At 64.8% G+C, this 16,415-nt stretch carries 17 protein-coding genes; 2 read left to right on the top strand and 15 right to left on the bottom strand.

Annotated elements, in window-relative coordinates:
• The first annotated feature begins 123 nt into the window (after window positions 1–123).
• Window positions 124–465, top strand: a complete 342-nt coding sequence (locus tag ACFFJK_RS02720) for a hypothetical protein (protein WP_379677551.1) — start codon at window positions 124–126, stop codon at window positions 463–465.
• A gap of 159 nt (window positions 466–624) precedes the next feature.
• On the opposite strand, the gene cysM is transcribed toward ACFFJK_RS02720, so the two are convergent.
• Both cysM and ACFFJK_RS02710 read right to left on the bottom strand, forming a co-directional pair.
• Window positions 625–1,527: a cysteine synthase CysM gene (cysM, locus tag ACFFJK_RS02715; protein ID WP_379677550.1), complete on the bottom strand. Its 903-nt coding sequence runs from the start codon at window positions 1,525–1,527 to the stop codon at window positions 625–627.
• A gap of 103 nt (window positions 1,528–1,630) precedes the next feature.
• Window positions 1,631–3,025, bottom strand: a complete 1,395-nt coding sequence (locus ACFFJK_RS02710) for a M20/M25/M40 family metallo-hydrolase (RefSeq protein WP_379677549.1) — start codon at window positions 3,023–3,025, stop codon at window positions 1,631–1,633.
• Window positions 3,026–3,238: 213 nt separating this feature from the next.
• Between ACFFJK_RS02710 and ACFFJK_RS02705 the strand changes: the two genes are divergently transcribed.
• Entirely contained in the window at window positions 3,239–3,619 is a 381-nt protein-coding gene (locus ACFFJK_RS02705; protein ID WP_379677548.1) for a hypothetical protein, read from the top strand.
• A gap of 48 nt (window positions 3,620–3,667) precedes the next feature.
• Here the strand turns inward: ACFFJK_RS02705 and ACFFJK_RS02700 are convergent, their stop codons facing one another.
• The 13 genes from ACFFJK_RS02700 to ACFFJK_RS02640 all read right to left on the bottom strand — a co-directional run bounded on the left by ACFFJK_RS02700 (window position 3,668) and on the right by ACFFJK_RS02640 (window position 16,369).
• Window positions 3,668–4,030: a ComEA family DNA-binding protein gene (locus tag ACFFJK_RS02700; protein WP_379677547.1), complete on the bottom strand. Its 363-nt coding sequence runs from the start codon at window positions 4,028–4,030 to the stop codon at window positions 3,668–3,670.
• A gap of 112 nt (window positions 4,031–4,142) precedes the next feature.
• The gene (gene rfaE1 / locus ACFFJK_RS02695) at window positions 4,143–5,120 is read right to left on the bottom strand and encodes a D-glycero-beta-D-manno-heptose-7-phosphate kinase (protein WP_379677546.1); all 978 of its coding nucleotides are present in this window, start codon (window positions 5,118–5,120) and stop codon (window positions 4,143–4,145) included.
• A 40-nt stretch (window positions 5,121–5,160) separates the two neighbouring features.
• Window positions 5,161–6,336 (bottom strand): lipopolysaccharide assembly protein LapB, encoded by a 1,176-nt coding sequence (gene lapB / locus ACFFJK_RS02690; RefSeq protein WP_379677544.1) that lies wholly within the window; start codon window positions 6,334–6,336, stop codon window positions 5,161–5,163.
• 31 nt (window positions 6,337–6,367) lie between these two features.
• Window positions 6,368–6,673 (bottom strand): LapA family protein, encoded by a 306-nt coding sequence (locus ACFFJK_RS02685; protein WP_379677543.1) that lies wholly within the window; start codon window positions 6,671–6,673, stop codon window positions 6,368–6,370.
• Between the two features lie 297 nt (window positions 6,674–6,970).
• A complete protein-coding gene (locus ACFFJK_RS02680) occupies window positions 6,971–7,276 on the bottom strand; it encodes an integration host factor subunit beta (RefSeq protein ID WP_027864826.1) in 306 nt (101 codons plus the stop codon).
• Window positions 7,277–7,317: 41 nt separating this feature from the next.
• Window positions 7,318–8,994: a 30S ribosomal protein S1 gene (rpsA, locus tag ACFFJK_RS02675; protein WP_379677542.1), complete on the bottom strand. Its 1,677-nt coding sequence runs from the start codon at window positions 8,992–8,994 to the stop codon at window positions 7,318–7,320.
• A gap of 317 nt (window positions 8,995–9,311) precedes the next feature.
• Complete coding sequence (cmk, locus tag ACFFJK_RS02670) at window positions 9,312–9,974, bottom strand: (d)CMP kinase (RefSeq protein ID WP_379677541.1); 663 nt, start codon at window positions 9,972–9,974, stop codon at window positions 9,312–9,314.
• A gap of 63 nt (window positions 9,975–10,037) precedes the next feature.
• Window positions 10,038–11,381: a 3-phosphoshikimate 1-carboxyvinyltransferase gene (gene aroA / locus ACFFJK_RS02665; protein WP_379677540.1), complete on the bottom strand. Its 1,344-nt coding sequence runs from the start codon at window positions 11,379–11,381 to the stop codon at window positions 10,038–10,040.
• A complete protein-coding gene (locus tag ACFFJK_RS02660; RefSeq protein ID WP_379677539.1) occupies window positions 11,378–12,280 on the bottom strand; it encodes a prephenate dehydrogenase in 903 nt (300 codons plus the stop codon). The genes aroA and ACFFJK_RS02660 overlap by 4 nt, the downstream gene beginning before the upstream one ends.
• Complete coding sequence (gene hisC / locus ACFFJK_RS02655; RefSeq protein WP_379677538.1) at window positions 12,277–13,401, bottom strand: histidinol-phosphate transaminase; 1,125 nt, start codon at window positions 13,399–13,401, stop codon at window positions 12,277–12,279. The genes ACFFJK_RS02660 and hisC overlap by 4 nt, the downstream gene beginning before the upstream one ends.
• Before the next feature lie 50 nt (window positions 13,402–13,451).
• Window positions 13,452–14,522, bottom strand: coding sequence for a prephenate dehydratase (gene pheA / locus ACFFJK_RS02650; RefSeq protein WP_379677537.1), 1,071 nt, complete (start codon window positions 14,520–14,522; stop codon window positions 13,452–13,454).
• A gap of 164 nt (window positions 14,523–14,686) precedes the next feature.
• Entirely contained in the window at window positions 14,687–15,784 is a 1,098-nt protein-coding gene (gene serC / locus ACFFJK_RS02645) for a 3-phosphoserine/phosphohydroxythreonine transaminase (protein WP_379677536.1), read from the bottom strand.
• Between the two features lie 21 nt (window positions 15,785–15,805).
• Window positions 15,806–16,369 (bottom strand): DUF2059 domain-containing protein, encoded by a 564-nt coding sequence (locus tag ACFFJK_RS02640; RefSeq protein WP_379677535.1) that lies wholly within the window; start codon window positions 16,367–16,369, stop codon window positions 15,806–15,808.
• Window positions 16,370–16,415: the final 46 nt, after the last annotated feature.

The raw sequence follows: 16,415 nt of genomic DNA, 5'->3' as shown, positions 1-16,415 counted from the left end.
CTTATTGCTATTGAGTATCAGATTAGAAATAGTTGTACAATTGAATAGAAAATTACGAAATACCATGCCTGGAGCCGAGCGCCGCATGGGGCTCCGTCCAACCCAAAAATAGGATATTGAATCATGACAAACCAAGTCGGCATCGATATGAATAGCGATTCGGAGTCCGATGAACTCCTGCAGTACAACCCGAACCGCCTGCTCGACACCCTGATCGAGAACCTTCGCCTGAAGAACGATGCGGCCCTGTCGCGCGCGCTGGAAGTGGCACCGCCGGTGATTTCGAAGATTCGTCACCACCGCCTGCCGGTCGGCGCCTCGCTGCTGATCCGCATGCACGAAGTGAGCGACCTGTCGATCCGCGACCTGCGTTACCTGATGGGCGACCGTCGCGCCAAGTTCCGCATCAGCGACAAGCAGTTCAAACCGAAAGAAGGTGCCGCCCCGGCACCGAAAGAGGCGTGATCGCCGGGACGGGCCTGGCCCGTCCAGCTTGCGCAACGAGTGCGTGGCCCGGGTATCGCCGCATGTGCGACACACGGCTCAGGCGCGCACGTTAAGTTGCACAAAAACAAAAGCCATCCGTCAGGATGGCTTTTTTATTGTCCAGCCAGGCCGGTTGCCTCAGGCAGGAAAGACGCCGGTCGACAGGTAGCGGTCGCCGCGGTCGCACACCACGAACACGATCGTCGCGTTTTCCACGGTCTGGGAGATGCGCAGTGCCACTTCGCAGGCGCCGGCCGCCGAGATGCCGCAGAAGATGCCCTCCTCGGCCGCCAGGCGGCGCGCCATCTGCTCGGCGGCGGCCTGGCTCACCGGCTCCACCTGGTCCACGCGCGATTTCTCGTAGATCTTCGGCAGGTAGGCTTCCGGCCACTTGCGGATGCCCGGGATCGACGAGCCTTCCTCCGGCTGGGCGCCGATGATGCGGATCGCTTCGTTCTGTTCCTTCAGGTAGCGCGACACGCCCATGATGGTGCCGGTCGTGCCCATGGCGCTCACAAAATGGGTGATGCGGCCTTCGGTGTCGCGCCAGATTTCCGGGCCGGTGCTCTCGTAGTGCGCATGCGGGTTATCGCCGTTGGCGAACTGGTCGAGGATGATGCCCTGGCCGTCCTTCTGCATCTGCTCGGCCATGTCGCGCGCATACTCCATGCCGCCCGACTTCGGCGTCAGGATGATCTGGGCGCCGTAGGCGGCCATGCTCTGGCGGCGCTCGATCGACAGGTTGTCCGGCATCAGGAGCACCATCTTGTAGCCGCGGATGGCGGCCGCCATCGCCAGCGCGATGCCGGTGTTGCCGCTGGTGGCTTCGATCAGGGTGTCGCCCGGCTTGATTCTCCCGCGCTGCTCCGCGCCGCGCAGCATCGACATCGCGGCGCGGTCCTTCACCGAACCGGCCGGGTTGTTGCCTTCGAGCTTGCCGAGGATGATGTTGTTGCGTGCAGCCGCCTCCGCGCCGGGCAGGCGCACCAGGCGCACCAGCGGGGTGTTGCCGATCGTGTCTTCGATGGTCTTGTAAGCCATTCCTTGCTCTCTCGCGATTTCCTAAACCGCTATTTTAATCCGGACAGCAAGGTGGCGTACGGGATGGGCCCGCAAGCCCTGTCCCGTCTTCGAATGCGCCGGATCAGCGCTGCGGCAACGGGTAAGTGGCGACGCTGACGTTGCCGTCCTTGTCCACCGCCTGCACGCCGAAGAACACGTTGTCCTTCGACAGGTCGACCGTTGCCTCGGTTACGTTGCCAACCCACTTCGAACCCTGCCAGTTGGCGGCGGTGGTCTCGCGCCAGACGATGCGGTAACCCGCCAGGTCCGGCTCGGCATTGGCCTGCCACACCAGGGTCGAGTCGTTGGTCAGCTTGTCGGTGCGCAGCTTGACGTTCTGCGGCGCGGCCGGCGCCAGCGCCAGCGAGGCCAGCGCGGCGGCGTTCACCTTCGTCACCTTGGCGATGTAGTCATAGTCATTGAACTCGATGAGGTCGCCGTACACCTTGCCGTTTTCGGTGCGCAGGTCCTGGTGCTGGTGCGCGAAGTCCTCGTTCGGTTCGGTGAAGCGCAGCGCGGCATAGCCCTGCTCCAGGAACGGCATGTGGTCGCCGCCGCGCAGGTAGCGGTCGGCACGGTGGATCACCGTCACCTTGAAGCCCTTCACGTAGCGCTCGCCCTGCTCCTTGGTGTGGCGGGCCAGCTGGCGCGACAGCGAATCGCTCTCGCCGCCGGTGGCCACCAGCTGGCGCACGGTCTCGCTCATTTCCTTGGTGGCGGGGATGCTCTGCGAGAACAGGCGCACCTGCTTGTTATCCACCTTGCCATTGTCGGCGCGCGAGCTGCCGATGATGTCGTTGGTGTACATGCCGGCGATGTTCAGGTTCTTCTGGCGCGCCTGGGTAGCCCAGTGGCGGGCACCCAGCAGGCCCTGCTCCTCGGCGGCCACCGCCATGAAGACCAGGGTGGCGTCGAACTTGTGCTTGGCCATCACGCATGCCAGCTCCATGGTGGCGGCGGTACCCGACGCGTCATCGTTGGCGCCCGGGGCATCCGAGGTGTAGTCCATGACGTCGCTGACGCGCGAATCGTAGTGGCCGCTGACCACGTAGATGCGGTCCTTCGAGGCTTCCTGGGTGCCCGGCAGCGTGGCGACCACGTTGACGATCTCGGTCGGGCGCGAGATGCGCGCCGACACCGGGGCGATGTGGCTGTCGAAGGAAACCTGCAGCGGCGTGCCTGCGCCGCAGCGCTCCAGCTCGGCCTTGATCCAGCGCCGCGCCGCGCCGATGCCGCGCGTCTCCGATTCGGTTTCCGACATCGTGTGGCGGGTGCCGAAGCTCACCAGCTTGGCGACATAGGCTTCCATGCGCTTGGGCGAGATGTCGGCAAGGATCTTGTTGATCTGCGGCTGCTGGCGCTTGAGGTCCGGGGCGGCCGGGGTGGCCGGCGCTGCGGATACCGACGTGGCGACGGAAGCGGCAGCGACGGCAAGCGTGGTTGCCAGCAGGCGGGAAGAGATGCGTGCGCGAGGCATGAGAACCTTTCTAGTTGTGGTGTGCAAATGAACATGCACATCTTCTCATGCGGATCGGTTGGTGTCAGTCAATACATGACATGGCGTGCAGCGCCGCACCCACGATGCCGGTAAAGCCGGCCACAGCTGAAACATCCATTAACACAGTTGTACCGAAGCGGCCGCCGCCGACATCTACAATGCTCCCAACCATACAGCTAACGGGAGCGCTTCATGAAAAAGCCGGCGGTTTCACTACTTCTGGTCCTGCTTGCTTCGGCATCCTCGGTCGCATTGGCCGATCCGTGGAAGGACGAAAGCGGCAAGGGCCGCCATGGCGAGCGCCGCGAGCACAAGCAGGAGTTCTGGGACGGCAACTGCAAGGTCGAGCGGAAATGGGAGAAGAACGGCGGCTACAAGGAAGAACGCAAGTGCAAGGGACCGCGCCGCGACTATTCGGACCGCCGCTACCAGGACCGCCATTACCAGGACCGCCATGACGAGCGCCCGGTGGTGCACCAGCGCAGCTACGCGCCGAATTCCTACTACTATCCTGCCCCGCGGTATGACGGGCGCGCCCCGGAAGTGCGCATCGACGTGCGCGTGCGCCAGTAATCTGTTCCATCAATGAAAAAACCCGCGTCGCCGCGGGTTTTTCATTGCTTACATCGCCTTCTGCTCGGCCGGCTTGGCCTTGGCATCCGCCTTGGCCGCGGTCTTCTCGGCCTTCGCGCCGGCCGGCTTGGCGGCCGCGCCTTCCATCGCCTTGCCGTTGACCACCAGTCCGGCCTCGGACAACTTCATCGCCTTCTTGTCGCCAACGCCCTTCACGCGCTGCCGGAAGTCTGCCCAGTCCTTGAATTCGCCCTTGGCGCGCTCGTCGAGGATCACCTTCGACATGCTCGGACCCACGCCCTTGACGCCGTCCAGCGCGGCCGCGTCGGCCTTGTTGACGTCCACCTGGGCAAAGGCGAAACCGGTCGAGGCGACCAGCGCGGCAACAGCGAATACGAATTGCTTGATCATGTGCTTGTTCTCCGTTTTGTAGGGACGATGGACGGCGGCGCCGCCCATCCATGCCCTAACGGCGCTGCCCGGCCGCCGTTGACGGCCCGGGCTTGACCCGGCTCAAGCGACCTCAACCCGGGAACAGTTCCTCGCGGGTGACGGTCGCCGTCCCCAGCTTGCCGACCACGATGCCGCCGGCGCGGTTGGCGGTGGCCAGCGCTTCGGCCAGCGGCGCGCCCGCGCCCAGCATCGCGGCCAGGGTGGCGATCACGGTGTCGCCGGCGCCTGAGACGTCGAACACCTCGCGCGCGTCGGCGTGCACGTGCAGCACCTCGTCGGCGCTGTACAGGCTCATGCCCTCTTCCGAACGGGTCAGCAGCAGCGCATCCAGGCCCAGTTCGGCGCGCAGGCGCTGCGCCTTTTCCGTCAGCTGCTCCTCGGTCTTCCAGCCGCCGACCACGCGCTGCAGTTCCGAGCGGTTCGGGGTCAGGATGGTGGCGCCGCGGTAGGGCGAGAAATCGTCGCCCTTCGGGTCGACCAGCACGATCTTGCCGGCCGCGCGCGCGGCCTTGACCATCTCGGCCACGTTCACCAGCGCGCCCTTGTTGTAGTCCGACAGGATCACGACGTCGTAATCCGGCAGCAGGGCCTTGAACTGGTCGAGCTTCTCGACCAGCACGGTCTCGGTCGGCGCGTCCTCGAAGTCGATGCGCACCATCTGCTGCTGGCGGCCGATGACGCGCAGCTTGATGATGGTCGAGATCGCGTCGTCACGCTTCATGTAGCTGTGGATCGAGGCTTCGCGCAGGAGTTTTTCGACCTCGTCGCCCGCCTCGTCGTTGCCGGTGATGCCCAGCAGGCCGGTGTGCGCGCCCAGTGCCGCCGCGTTGCGCGCCACGTTGGCCGCGCCGCCCAGGCGCTCCTCGCGGCGCTCGATGCGCACGACGGGCACCGGCGCCTCGGGCGAGATGCGCGAGACGTCGCCGAACCAATAGCGGTCGAGCATCACGTCGCCCACCACCAGCAGGCGCACGCTGGAAAGTTCCGGGGCCGCCTCGCGGCGGAAGCTGTCTGCCGCCAGCAGGCGGCTCGGGATCGGGTCGTTCATGGGTTTGTTTTGGATGCGGCCGGGTTTTGGATACCGTGCATCAGTTCATTACATTGAGTTCTTCGGTACGACGCGGCGGGTAGGTTTCCCAGCGGCTGCAACCCGGGCACTGCCAGTAGAACTGGCGCGCCTTGAAGCCGCAATGGCTGCACTGGTAGCGCGCCAGCTTCTGGGTGTAGCGCTGCACCAGGTTCTTGACCATCGACAGCTCTTCCCAGACCTCGGTGCGGGCATCCATCAGGTGGGCCTCGAGCAGCTTGTCCAGGCCCAGCAGCGTCGGGTTGCGGCGCAGTTCCTGGACCACCAGCTGTTTGGCCGCTTCCACGCCGTCGAGTTCGATGACGGCCTTGAACACGACCTCGATCAGGTCAATGGAGGACGCTTCCGCCAGGTAGGCGCGCAGCAGGTTGACGCCTTCCTGCGGCCGGCCGACCTTGCGGTAGCCGTCCATCAGGCGTGCGGCCACCAGGGCCACGTGCGGCACGCTCTGGTGCTCGACCCGGCGCCAGGTCATGATCGCGGCTTCGACATCGCCCTGGGCCAGCTGGGCGTCGCCGTAGAGAATGGTCGCGCGCACGCTGGTGCGGTCGGCGTGCAGAGCCTTGTCCAGCAGCTGCATGGCGTCGCTCGGCTGCAGGTGCACCAGGGCGTCCTGCGCCAGCTCGCAGTAGAACTGGGCGATCTCCTTCTGGCGGGCACCGGCGCCGGATTCCTGCAGGCCCTGGGCCACGTCGATGGCGCGGCGCCATTCCTTTTCGCGCTGGTAGATCTCGAGCAGGGCGCGGCGCGCCTGCACCGCATAGGTGCTGTCCACCAGCAGGTTGAAGGTTTCCTCGGCACGGTCCAGCAGGCCGGCCTTCAGGTAGTCCATGCCGAGCTCGTACTGGGCCTGGGCCTTCTGCTCGCCCGGCAGGTCGGGGCGCGCCAGCAGGTTCTGGTGGACGCGGATGGCGCGCTCGGTCTCGCCGCGGCGGCGGAAGAGGTTACCGAGGGCAAAGTGCATGTCGGCCGATTCCGGATCGAGCTTGACGATTTCGATGAAGGAATCGATGGCCTTGTCCGGCTGGTCGTTGAGCAGGTGATTCAGTCCCTTGAAGTAGCCGCGCGGCAGGGTGCGCGATTCGGAGACCAGTGCGTTGATGTCGACGCGGGCGGCGATCCAGCCCAGGCCGAAGATAATTGGGATGCCAAGCAGCATCCAGAGTTCGAATTCCATGTGTTCTTGTTCTGTGTGGCGCGTGTATGGCTCAGAGCGCCGGGTTCACGGCATCCGGCTGCGGCTGGGCATTGCCGGTACCGGCGGCGCTCTGCAGGGCCTGGATGGTGTTCTTGTGTTGCGAGGTCTGGCGGCGCTGGCGGAAGACGGTCGGCGTCAGGGCCAGGATGCCGAGGGCGGCGCCGGCGACGAAGAAGGCCAGCAGCATCAGGACCAGCGGGCCGCGCACTTCGTAGCCCAGGAAGAGATACAACTCGACTTCCTGCGTGTTCTTGAGGGCGAAGCCGAAGAACAGGACGAACAGGATGATGCCGGCAATGGTCGAAACAAATTTCATTGGAAGTGGTCGCTAATCGGGTCGACGAGGGCGAAGTGTCGCATATCCAACATGATATTTCAAAAGGCGCGGGGGTGCTCGGCGGTTGGTGGTGCAGGCATGGGCCGGCAGGAACGACGTTGGCCAATGGGATGGCTGAGCAGATCCTGCCATCATGTGTGCCTCCAGCAGTAAGCGCGTCATTCCCGCGCAGGCGGGAATCCAATTTTTGAGCTGATTGCCAGCTGATGCAGTGACCTGCCAAAAAAAACGGCATCCCGAAGGACGCCGTTTTTGCCTGCTTGCTGGCAGACGACTTCAATCCTCGATGATCGGTTGCCCGACCATCGCGTCCACCCGCTCGCGCAACTGCTTGCCCGGCTTGAAGTGCGGCACCCGTTTTTCGGGCACCATCACCTTGTCGCCGGACTTCGGGTTGCGGCCGATGCGGGGTGGCCGGCTGTTCAGCGCGAAGCTGCCGAAGCCACGGATCTCGATGCGTTGCCCGGTCGCCAGGGCGTTGGTCATCGCATCGAGGATGGTCTTGACGGCAAACTCGGCATCTTTCGCCACCAGCTGTGAATAGCGCTCAGCCAGGCGGTTGATCAGCTCGGACTTGGTCATCTGCTAGCTCCAGTCAGAACTAAGCCTTGCTTAGTTCTTGCTCAGTTTTTGTTGTCGAACTTGGCCTTCAGCAGTGCGCCCAGGCTGGTGGTGCCCGAAGCGGCGCTGTTGTCGGCTGCCAGCTTGCTCATGGCTTCCTGAGTGTCGGCGCTGTCTTTCGCCTTGATCGACAGCTGGATGCTGCGAGCCTTGCGATCGATGTTGATGACCAGTGCTTCGACCTTGTCGCCCACTTTCAGGTGGGTGCCGGCGTCTTCCACGCGGTCACGCGAGATTTCCGAAGCGCGCAGGTAGCCTTCGACTTCGTCGTTCAGCGCGATCACGGCGCCCTTCGGCTCAACCGACTTCACGGTGCCGGTGACCAGGGTGCCCTTGTCGTTCAGCGAAGCGAAGTTGTTGAACGGGTCGCCTTCCAGCTGCTTCACGCCCAGCGAGACACGCTCGCGCTCGACGTCGATCGCCAGAACGACGGCTTCCAGCTCGTCGCCCTTCTTGAAGCGGCGCACGGCTTCTTCGCCCGGCTCGGTCCACGACAGGTCCGACAGGTGCACCAGGCCGTCGATGTTGCCCGGCAGGCCGATGAACACGCCGAAGTCGGTGATCGACTTGATCGAACCCTTGACCTTGTCGCCCTTCTTGTGGGTCATGCCGAAGTCGTCCCAAGGATTGGCCTTGCACTGCTTCATGCCCAGCGAGATACGACGACGCTCTTCGTCGATTTCCAGGACCATGACTTCGACTTCGTCGCCCAGCTGGACAACCTTGTTCGGAGCCACGTTCTTGTTGGTCCAGTCCATTTCCGAGACGTGCACCAGGCCTTCGATGCCCTGCTCGACTTCCACGAACGCGCCGTAGTCGGTCAGGTTGGTGACCTTGCCGAACAGACGGGTGCCCTGCGGGTAGCGACGCGACAGACCGGTCCACGGATCGTCGCCCAGTTGCTTGACGCCCAGCGAGACGCGGTTCTTTTCCTGGTCGTACTTGAGGACCTTGGCGGTGATTTCCTGGCCAACCGACAGCACTTCCGACGGGTGACGCACGCGACGCCATGCCAGGTCGGTGATGTGCAGCAGGCCGTCGATGCCGCCCAGGTCGACGAACGCACCGTAGTCGGTGATGTTCTTGACGACGCCGGTGACCACGGTGCCTTCTTTCAGGGTTTCCATCAGCTTCGCACGCTCTTCGCCCATCGATGCTTCGATGACGGCGCGACGCGACAGGACGACGTTGTTACGCTTGCGGTCCAGCTTGATGACCTTGAATTCCAGGGTCTTGCCTTCGAACGGGGTGGTGTCCTTGACCGGACGGGTGTCCACCAGCGAACCCGGCAGGAATGCGCGGATGCCGTTGGTCAGGACGGTCAGGCCGCCCTTGACCTTGCCGTTGACGGTGCCGGTGACGATCTCGCCCGACTCCATTGCTTTTTCCAGAGCCAGCCACGATGCCAGGCGCTTGGCCTTGTCGCGCGACAGGATGGTATCGCCGAAACCGTTTTCCAGCGATTCGATGGCCACGGAAACGAAGTCGCCAACTTGGACTTCCAGTTCGCCCTGGTCATTCTTGAATTCGTCGATAGGAATGAAAGCTTCCGACTTCAGGCCGGCGTTGACGATCACGAAGTTGTGATCCAGGCGCACGACTTCAGCGGAAATGACTTCGCCCGAACGCATGTCCTGACGCGACAGCGATTCCTCGAAGAGGGCGGCAAAGCTTTCCATACCGGTAGCTTGGGTGGTTGCAGTAGACATAAAAGAGATTACTCAGGTTAGCCCAGCAGGCCGGCGATAGTGCGGACTGAACTGGGGTTAGGTTGAAACACACCTGCAGCGACAGGATTGCCGTTGCAGGCACCAGCAAGGACAACGTACCTTCGCACGTCGTCCCCGCGAAGGCGGAGACCCAATTTTGTTTGCGTTGTCGCGGCGATGACTCGAGCCAACTAGACGCAACGAACTTGGATTCCCGCCTGCGCGGGAAGTCTTTACTGCCAGTGGCAGTAAAGACGATTTGCGAAGGTATCAGTACCCTTCAAAACTCACGCATGCGCATACCACGCCAACACCTGTTCCACCGCTTCCGCAGCCGTCATGTTCGAGGTATCGAGCAAGTGCGCATCTTCCGCCGGGACCAGGGGAGCGATGGCGCGCTTGGTGTCGCGCTCGTCCCGCTCCTTCAAATCCTTCAGCAGATCGTCCATATTAGCAGAAAATCCTTTGTCAATCAATTGCTTATACCGGCGTTCCGCACGGGCTTCCACGCTTGCGGTCAAGAACACTTTAAGTTTTGCGCCGGGAAAGATGACGGTCCCCATGTCGCGCCCGTCGGCCACCAGGCCGGGGGTCTGGCGAAAGCCCAGTTGCAGCCCGTGCAGCGCGTGGCGCACGGTCGGCAGCGCGGCGATCTTCGATGCCATGTTGCCAACCTCTTCCGCCCGGATCGCCTGCGTCACGTTCTCGTTGTTCAGGAAGATGTCGCCGCCCACGAAGCGCGCCGGCAGGTGCTCGGCCAGCTTGGCGATACCGTGCTCGTCGCGCAGTTCGGTACCGCGGCGCAATGCCTGCAGGGCGGTCAGGCGGTAGAGGGCGCCCGAGTCGAGCAGGTGGAAGCCCAGGCGCTCGGCGACCTTGGCGGCAACGGTGCCCTTGCCGGAAGCGGTCGGGCCGTCGATGGCAATGACGGGAATGGGATTGTTTGGCATGTGGTGGGTCGCGGGGATAAAACTGTCCAGTGGACTATTTTACTGGCCCCCGCGGGGTCCTGTTCAAAACAATTCGTTCCTGGCGATGCCCGCAAAGGCCTCGAAGTATTCCGGAAAGGTCTTGGCGACGCATTTCGGGTCGTTGATGCGCATGGCGTTGCCGCGGCGCGCCTTGCCGTCCAGCGAGGCCAGCGAGAAGCACATCGCCATCCGGTGGTCGTCATAGGTGTCGATGGTAGCCGGCTTCAGCTGTTCCGGCGGCGTGATCCGGATGTAGTCCGGCCCCTCCTCCACCTCGGCGCCCACCTTGCGCAGTTCGGTTGCCATGGCGGCCAGGCGGTCGGTTTCCTTCACGCGCCAGCTGGCGATGTTGCGCAGCGTACTGGGTCCGTCCGCGTACAGCGCGGCCACGGCGATGGTCATCGCGGCGTCCGGGATGTGGTTGAAGTCGGCATCGATGGCCTTGAGCACGCCGTTCGAGCGCGCCTCGATCCAGTTCTCGCCACGGGTAACGATCGCCCCCATCCGTTCCAGCGCGTCGGCGAAGCGCACGTCGCCCTGGATGCTGTGCTCGCCCACGCCTTCGACCCGGACCGGGCCGCCGGCGATCGCACCGGCAGCCAGGAAGTAGGAAGCCGACGAGGCGTCGCCCTCGACATGGATGCTGCCCGGCGAGGCGTAGCGCTGGCCCGGGTGCACGGTGAACGAGGCCCAGCCGTTCTGCTCGACCGTCACGCCGAAGCGGCGCATCAGGTTCAGGGTGATCTCGATGTAGGGCTTGGAGATCAGCTCGCCGACCACGTCGATCGACACCGCATGGGTGGCGGCCATCAGCGGCGCCGCCATCAGGAGCGCGGTCAGGAACTGGCTCGACACGTTGCCGCGCACCGCGATGCGGCTGGCGTGAATGTGGCCGCGGCGGATGCGCAGCGGCGGAAAGCCCGCTTCGCCCGTGTACTCGATCTGAGCCCCGACTTCGTTGAGGGCATCGACCAGGTCGCCGATCGGGCGCTCGTGCATGCGCGACACGCCGTGCAGGGTGTAGTCGCCGCCGATCACGGCCAGCGCGGCGGTGAGCGGACGGATGGCGGTGCCGGCGTTGCCCATGAAGAGGTCGGCCTCGTGGTTCGGCAGCGCTCCGCCGTTGCCGTGGACGATCACCGTGCGTTCGTCCACCTCGTCCCACCGGATGCCGAGCGAGCGCAGCGCGCCCAGCATCACCATGGTGTCGTCCGAGGCCAGCAGGTCGTGGATCGTGGTCGTGCCCTCGGACAGTGCGGCCAGCAGCAGCGTACGGTTCGAGATGCTCTTGGAGCCCGGCAGGCGCACCGATCCTTCCACGTGGATCACGGGTTCGAGGTCGATGTGCTGGGGGTAGTGCTTCTGATGCGGTTTGGACTGCGTCATTCTGTATCCCGGTGTTGCTGCGGCGGCGAGCCGGCCTCGATCGCCTCGATCCATGCCTGCCTTGCGCGTTGCGCATTGGCGTAGACCAGTTCGAGGCCGCGACCGTCGGCGGCGGCGAGCTTGTGCCGCAATGTAGTCAATTGTGCCAGATATGCATCCAGCTCGGTGAGCAGCGCTTCGCGGTTGGCCAGGCTGATGTCGCGCCACATCTCGGGCGAGGAGCCGGCAATCCGCGTGAAGTCGCGGAAACCGCTGGCGGCGTACTGGAACAGCAGGTCGGCGTGCGGCTTGGCGGCGATGTCGTCCACCAGCGCATAGGCCAGCAGGTGCGGCAGGTGGCTGACGGCGGCGAACACGCGGTCATGGTCTTCCGGGCTCAAGGTATGGATGAGCGAGCCGCACAATCGCCAGGCGGCGGCGACGCGCTCCACGTCGGCCGGCGTGTTCTCCGGCAGCGGCGTGAGCACGGTCTTCTTGCCGCGGTACAGGCCGGCCATTGCCGCGTCCGGGCCGTTCGACTCGCTGCCGGCGATCGGATGGCCCGGCACGAACTGCCTCACGCGCGGCCCCAGTGCCTGCCGGGCCGCCGCGACCACGTCGCACTTGGTGCTGCCGGCGTCGGTAATGACGGTCTGCGGCTCCAGGTACGGCAGCAGCGAATCCAGGATGGGCCCGGTCTGCCCGACCGGCGCCGCCAGCAGCACCAGGTCGGCGCCGCGCAGCGCCTGCTGCGGCGTGTCGCAAATCTCGTCGACGATGCCCAGCTCACGCGCGCGCGCCATCGCTTCCGCCGACCGTCCGAGACCGGCAACGGTCTTGACCGCGCCGGCCGCCTTCAGGGCCAGCGCGAAGGAACCGCCGATCAGGCCGGCCCCGACGACGACGAGCCGGCCGATCATTGTCCGAGCACGCCCGCGCTTGCCAGCGCTCGCTCCAGCGCTGCGATGAAGGTGGCGTTCTCTTCCGGCAGGCCGATCGAGATGCGCAGCCACTGCGGCAGGCCGTAGTTGCCCACCGGGCGCACGATCACGCCCTGCTCCAGCAGCGCCAGGTTGACGCGGGCGCCGGCCTGGTCGTCCTCGCCGACCTTCACCAGCACGAAGTTGCCGAAGGACGGCACGTACTGCAGGCCCAGCTCGTCGAAGGCGGCAGTCATCTGGCGGTAGCCCTCGGCGTTGTTGCGCGCGCCCTTCTCCAGGAAGGCCTTGTCGTTCAGTGCGGCGATCGCGGCGGCTTGGGCCAGCGAGTTGACGTTGAACGGCTGGCGGATACGGTTCATCAGGTCCGTCACCGCCGGCTGGGCGATGGCGAAGCCCACGCGCAGGCCGGCCAGGCCGTAGGCCTTCGAGAAGGTGCGCGAGACGATCAGGTTCGGGTACTTGCGCACCCACTGGCTCGATTCGAACTGGTGCTGCGGCGCCAGGTATTCGTTGTAGGCCTCGTCCAGCACCACGACCACGCTGGCCGGCACCTTCCGCAGGAAGGCTTCGATTTCATTTGCCGGGATGAAGGTGCCGGTCGGGTTGTTCGGGTTGGCGATGAACACCAGGCGGGTGTCGTCGTCGATGGCGGCGGCCATGGCGTCGAGGTCGTGGCCGTAGTCTTTTGCAGGCACCACGATGGCCCGTCCGCCCACGCCCTGGGTGGCCAGCGCGTACACGGCGAACGAGTATTGCGAGTACACCACGGCTTCGCCCTTCTGCACGAAGGCGTGGGCGGCGATTTCCAGGATGTCGTTGCTGCCGTTGCCCAGCGTGATCCAGTCGGCCGGGACATCGTAGCGGCTCGAGAGCGCCGCCTTCAGCTCGAAGCCGTTGGCGTCCGGGTAGCGGCCGAGGTCGGCGGCCGCAAGCGCCATCGCGGCGCGGCTCGATTCGGGTACGCCGAACGGGTTTTCGTTCGAGGCGAGCTTGACGATCTTGGCTTCGTCGAGGCCGAACTCGCGGGCGACTTCAGCGATGGGTTTGCCGGCCTGGTAGGGGGCGATGGCGCGAACGTAATCTGGACCGAATTGCGACATGTTTGTTCTCAACAAGGATTAAAAGGACATGGAGGAATTTTTGCGCACGCTCAGAGGCTTTGCGGGTAGGAACCGAGCACTTTGAAGAACGCTGCATTGTCCTTCAGCTCGCCGAGCGCGCGCGCCACGGCGGCATCGTGGACGTGGCCTTCGATGTCGACGTAGAAGTAATACTCCCAGGTGCCGATGCGCGCCGGGCGCGATTCGAAGCGCGTCATCGAGACGCCATGCTTGGCCAGCGGCGCCAGCAGGTTGTAGACGGCGCCGGCCTTGTTCGGCACGGCCAGCACGATCGAGGTATGGTCGCGGCCGGACGGGCCGGTCTGGAGCTGGCCGATCACGGCGAAGCGGGTGCGGTTGTGCGGGTCGTCCTGGATGTGGGCCTGCACCACGCCCAGCCCGTACTGCTCGCCCGCCATTTCGCTGGCGATCGCGGCCACCGCCGGGTCCCGGCTGGCCAGGATGGCGGCTTCGGCGTTGGAGGCCACGGCGCGGCGCTCGACGCCCGGATGGTGCAGGTTGAGCCATACCTGGCACTGGGCCAGCGCCTGCGAATGGGCGCAGACGACGGTCACGCCGTCCATCGAGCCGGTCTTCGTCATCAGGCTGTGGTGGACCGGGATCGAAATTTCGCCGCTGATGATGGTCGTGGTGGCCAGCATCAGGTCGAGGGTGCGGTTGATCGCGCCTTCGGACGAGTTCTCGACCGGGACCACGCCGAACTCGGCAGTGCCGGCCTCGGTGGCGCGGAACACTTCGTCGATCGACACGCAGGGCAGCGTCTCGATGGCGGTGCCGAACTGCTGGTACACGGCTTGCTCGCTGAAGGTGCCGGACGGGCCGAGGTAGGCCACCGTGACGCGCTTTTCCAGCGCCCGGCACGACGACATGATCTCGCGGAAGATGGTCTGGACGTCGCGGTCCTTCAGCGGGCCGGGGTTGCGGTCGGCCACGCCGCGCAGCACCTGCGCCTCGCGCTCGGGACGGAACACCGGGGCGTTGGTTTCGGCCTTGACGTGGCCCACCTGCTGGGCGACGCGGCCGCGCTGGCTCAGCAGTTCCAGGATTTGCGCGTCGATCGCGTCGATCTGCTCGCGCAGGGGTTTGAGTTTGTCTGTCATCGTTGGGTCGTTATCCATTTTCGCTGGCTGCTCATGCGTGATGCGAACGCGCGGTCGGCGAGCCGACCACCCTACGTTACCGTGGTGTCCGTAGGGTGGACGGCTTTGCCGTCCGCGCGTTCAACCGGCCGATGCGTTGCCGCACCACCTGGTCGAACGCGTGATCACCTGCCTGCGAATTCGTTCAAATAATCGACGAGGGCCTGCACACCCTCGAGCGGCATCGCGTTGTAGATCGATGCCCGCATGCCGCCGACGGACTTGTGGCCCTTCAGTTGCAGCAGCCCGCGCGCCTTCGCGCCGGCCAGGAATTTGTCGTTCAGGGATTCGTCGCGCAGGAAGAACGGTACGTTCATGCGCGAACGGTATGCGGGCGCGACGCGGTTCTGGTAGAAGTCGTCGGCGTCCAGCGCCTCGTACAGCAGGCGCGCTTTTTCGATGTTTCTCTGTTCCATCGCCGCCACCCCGCCCTGTTTCTTGAGGTGGGCGAACACCAGCCCGGCGATGTAGATCGCGTAGGTTGGCGGCGTGTTGAACATGGAGTCGTGTTCGGCCACGGTCTTCCAGTGGAAGGCCGAAGGGCAGATCGGCAGCGCGTCCTCCAGCAGGTCCTCACGCACGATCACCAGCGTCAGGCCGGCCGGGCCGATGTTCTTTTGCGCACCGGCGAAGATCACGCCGTACTTCGACACGTCGATTGCCCGCGACAGGATGTGCGAGGACATGTCGGCCACGATCGGGGTACGCGGGCCGATGTCGGGGACGAAGTCGTACTCGACCCCGTCGATGGTTTCGTTGGTGCAGATGTGCAGGTAGGCCGCGTGCGAGGTGAGCCGCCACGATTCCTGCGGCGGCACGCCGTTGAAACCGTTCGCTTCGCTGCTCGCCGCGACGTTGACGTTGGCGTAGCGCTTCGCTTCCTTGATCGACTTGCCCGACCATGAACCGGTATGGATGAAATCGATGGTGGCCGGCTGCGGGCAGCACCCCACCAGGTTGAGCGGGATGATGGCGTTCTGGGCCAGCCCGCCGCCCTGCATGAACAGGATCCTGTAATTCGGCGGGACGGCCAGCAACTCGCGCAGGTCGCTTTCTGCCTGCTGGTAGATCGAGATGAATTCCGGACCGCGGTGGCTCATCTCCATGACCGACATGCCGCTGCCGTGCCAGTCGAGCATCTCGGCTGCGGCCTGCTGCAGCACTTCCCTGGGGAGGACGGCCGGGCCGGCCGAGAAATTGAATATCTGCGTGGGTTGGGCCATGCGGCGGTCCTTTCTGTGCCGTTAGGGTTTCTGGACGCCTTGCATGATGTCCTGCATCAGCGCACCCAGGCGCGGCGTCACGACACGCTGGCCGATCGCCATGCTCTCGGTGGTGACGCGCGGCGTTACCGCCAGCATCTTGCGGCCCAGCGGCGTGCGGTAGAACGCGGTCAGCTCCTTGATCTCGGCGGTCGTGTAGTTGTTCGCATAGAGCGGCACCATCTCGCTGATCATCTCGTCGATCAGGGTCGGGTCGCGGAACACCTTGCTCATCGCCTGGGCGGCGCCCGGCAGGATCTGCTCGACCTTGGCCAGCGCTTCCTTCTTCTGCTCGGCGCCCAGGTTCGGATCGTTCTGGATCACGGCGCTCAGCTGGGCACGCATCATCGCAGGAAACGACTTCTCCATTTCGGCAAACTGCGCCAGCATCACCTTGCGTACATCCATCGCGTCGAGCAGGGCCTTGACGGCCGCCGTGGTCTGCGCATCGGCGACGGCAGCAGGGGTCGCGGGCGCCGCCTGGGCGAACGATGGAAGGACGGCGAAGGCCGCAGCCGCGGTCAGGGAAACGAGGATTTTTTTCATTGTGGTTTCGAAGCGGCCGGTGCAGCCATTGACAAAGTCCGTACGC

Source organism: Massilia consociata, assembly GCF_042432755.1.
GTDB classification, from domain to species: Bacteria; Pseudomonadota; Gammaproteobacteria; order Burkholderiales; family Burkholderiaceae_D; genus Telluria; species Telluria consociata.
Note: the sequence above shows the minus strand (reverse complement) of the source record. Positions and strands in the feature narration are given on the sequence as shown.